Genomic DNA, 3,003 nt, shown 5'->3' on the forward strand with positions numbered 1-3,003 from the left:
GTGGTGGCGCGGGAGGATCGGCCGGGGGTCAGGCGGCTGGTGGGTTATGTGGTGCTTGAGGCCGGGGTGCGGGTTGATGGTGGGGTGGTGCGTTCGGCGGTGGGGGAGCGGTTGCCGGATTACATGGTGCCTTCGGTGGTGGTGGTGCTGGATGTGTTGCCGTTGACGGTGAACGGCAAGGTGGATCGCAAGGCCCTGCCGGAGATCACGGTGACCGGGTCGGGCGCGCACCAGGGACCGGCCACCGCCGCCGAGGAGGTCCTGTGCGCGCTGTTCGCCGAGGTGCTGGGGGTGGAGCGGGTCGGCGTGCGGGACGGGTTCTTCGACCTGGGCGGCGACTCGATCGCCTCGATCCAGCTGGTGGCGCGCGCCCGGCGGGCCGGTCTCGCCCTCAGCCCGCGCGACGTGTTCACCCACCGCACCGTCGCCGCGCTCGCCCGGGTCGCCACCCCGCTGGCGGAGGCGGGCGAGGGCGCGCGGGCCGCGGCCGTTTCCGCGCGCCGCCCGCTGGTCGAACTCGAACCCGCGGAACTCGACGCGCTCGGCGGGCCGTGGACGGGCGAAACCCTCGAAGAGGTGCTTCCGCTCGCCCCGCTCCAGCAGGGCTTCCTCTTCCACGCGCTGTTCGACGAATCAGGCATCGACGTCTACAACATGCAGGCCGCGCTCGACCTGTCCGGGCCGCTGGACCCGGACCTGCTGCGCCGCGCCGCCGGCCGCGTGGTCGAACGGCACGCCTGCCTGCGCGCCGGTTTCCCGGCCCGCCGCGACGGCAACCGGATCCAGGCCGTCGCCCGCCGGGCCGCCGCGCCGTGGCGTGAACTGGACCTGACCGCCGTGCCCGCCGCGCGGCAACGCGCCCGGCTGGTCGCGGAACTCGCCGACGAGCGGCGGCGGCGATTCGACGTCGCCGCGCCGCCCCTGCTGCGCTTCACCCTGATCAAGCTCGCCCCCGAGCGGCACGTGCTGGTGTTCACGCACCACCACATCCTGCTCGACGGCTGGTCGCTGCCGCTCGTGCTCGGCGACCTGTTCCGCTGCTACGCCGCGAACGGCGATGCATCCGGCCTGCCGCCGGTCGTGCCGCTGCGTGACTACCTGGCCTGGATCGCCGCGCAGGAGCGCGAAGAGGCCGAGAACGCCTGGCGCGGCGCGCTCGCGGGCCTGCAGAGCCCGACGCTGCTCGCCGCGTCCGCTCAGAGCCCTGACGAGGCGGCCCTGCCCGAACTGCTCACCGTCGAACTGCCGGAGGCGCTCACCTCCCGTTTGTCCGGGTGGGCGCGGGGGTGTGGGTTGACGTTGAACACGGTGGTGCAGGGTGCGTGGGGTTTGTTGCTGGCGGGGTTGACGGGTCGCGATGACGTGGTGTTCGGGGCGACGGTGGCGGGGCGTCCGGCGGTGTTGCCGGGGGTTGAGGACATCGTCGGGTTGTTGATGAACACGGTTCCGGTGCGGGTGCGCCTGGACGGCGCGGAGTCGGTGGCGGGTCTGCTGGCCCGGGTGCAGCGGGAGCAGGCGGGGCTCGGTGCGCATCATCATGTGGGGTTGGCGGATATCCAGCGGCTGGCCGGCCTCGGCGAACTGTTCGACACCGCGGCCGTGTTCGAAAGCGCCCCGGCCGGAGCCGCGCAGTTCGACCTGCCCGGCGGGCTGCACGTCGCCCCGAGCGATGCGGCCGACGCGACCGCGGCCTCGCACTTCCCGCTCGCCCTGGCCGCGTTCCCGGGCGAGCGGCTGCGCCTGGAACTGAACTACCGGCGCGACGTGTTCGACCACGACGCGGCCGAACTGGTCGCGCGCCGGCTCGTCGCGCTGTTCGAGCGGATCGCCGAACAACCCGACACCCTCGTCGCGCGCCTCGGCCTGCTCACCGCGTCCGAGCAGGAAACCGTGCTGCGCAAGTGGAACCGCACCGAGCTGACGGTCCCGCGCATGACGCTGCCGCAGCTGTTCGAACAGCAGGCCGCCCGGGTTCCGCACGCGCCCGCGCTGCTGTGCGGCGAGCAGGAGATCAGCTACGCCGAACTGGACGCCCGCGCCGGCGCGCTCGCCCGCGTCCTGTCCGCCCGCGGCGTCGGGCCGGAGCGGATCGTCGCCGTCGCGCTGCCCCGCTCGGTCGACCAGGTCGTCGCGACCCTCGCCGTGTCGAAGGCCGGCGGCGCCTTCCTGCCCGTCGATCTCGGGTATCCGGCCGAGCGGATCGCGTTCATGCTGCGCGACGCCGACCCCGCGGCCGTGATCACCCGCGGCGGCCTGCCCGAGGCGGTCGCGTCGGCCGCGCCGCCCTTCGCCGCCGGCCGCGTCATCGACCTCGACGAAGCCGAGCCGCTCGCCGGGCCGCTCGGCGAGCTCGCACCGCCGGACCGCGACGCGATCGACGGGGCACGGCGCGCCGAGTCGACGGCGGCTTTCGCAGATCTCGACGGCGCCGCATACGTGATCTACACCTCGGGGTCCACCGGCACGCCCAAGGGCGTCGTGGTCACGCACCGCGGCATCGCGAGCATGGCCGCGACCCAGCAGCGGGAACTCGGCGTCGGCGAGGGAAGCAGGGTTCTGCAATTCGCCTCGCCGAGCTTCGACGCCGCGGTGTGGGAGCTGTGCATGGCCCTGCTGTCCGGCGCCGCGCTGGTGCTCGCGCCGGCCGAGCAGCTGCTTCCCGGTGCCGCGCTGGTGGAGCTGTGCGAGCGCCACGGAGTCACGCACGCCACGCTGCCGCCGACCGCGCTGGTTCCGCTGCGCGAAAGCGGGGCGCTGCGGCCGGGCGTCACGCTGGTCGTCGCCGGAGAGGCCTGCGCCGCGGACGCGGTCGAGTACTGGTCGCGCGACCGCCTCATGATCAACGCCTACGGTCCGACCGAGACGACGGTCTGCGCCACGATGAGCGCCGCGCTGTCCGGGCCGCAGAGCCCGCCCATCGGCGGCCCGATCGCCAATACCCGTGTATACGTGCTCGATGGTTGGCTTCGGCCGGTGCCTGTGGGCGTGGTGGGGGAGCTGTAC

General features: G+C 73.8%; 1 protein-coding gene. It reads left to right on the plus strand.

Going from position 1 to position 3,003, the window contains the following annotated elements; translation table 11 throughout:
• On the plus strand, positions 1-3,003 hold a 3,003-nt coding region (locus tag KGA66_RS28495; protein ID WP_211472627.1), incomplete at both ends, for a non-ribosomal peptide synthetase.

The sequence above is a fragment of the Actinocrinis puniceicyclus genome (assembly GCF_018283645.1).
Taxonomy (GTDB): Bacteria; Actinomycetota; Actinomycetes; order Streptomycetales; family Catenulisporaceae; genus Actinocrinis; species Actinocrinis puniceicyclus.